Annotated in this window: 1 tRNA gene; it reads right to left on the minus strand. The window is 49.0% G+C overall.

Annotation, left to right across the window (positions count from 1 at the left end):
- Positions 1–2: 2 nt before the first annotated feature.
- Positions 3–76 (minus strand) — tRNA-Pro (locus Q0976_RS24160).
- Positions 77–206: the final 130 nt, after the last annotated feature.

Raw genomic sequence — 206 nt, forward strand, 5'->3', positions numbered from 1 at the left:
GGTCGGTGATAGAGGATTCGAACCTCTGACCCTCTGGTCCCAAACCAGATGCGCTACCGGGCTGCGCTAATCACCGATAAATATGTTCTACTGTGGTTTTTGATGAAAGACCTCATCAAAAACATAAATAATGGGGTGACTGATGGGGCTCGAACCCACGACAACCGGAATCACAATCCGGGGCTCTACCAACTGAGCTACAATCA

This window comes from uncultured Shewanella sp., from assembly GCF_947501665.1.
Taxonomy (GTDB): domain Bacteria; phylum Pseudomonadota; class Gammaproteobacteria; order Enterobacterales; family Shewanellaceae; genus Shewanella.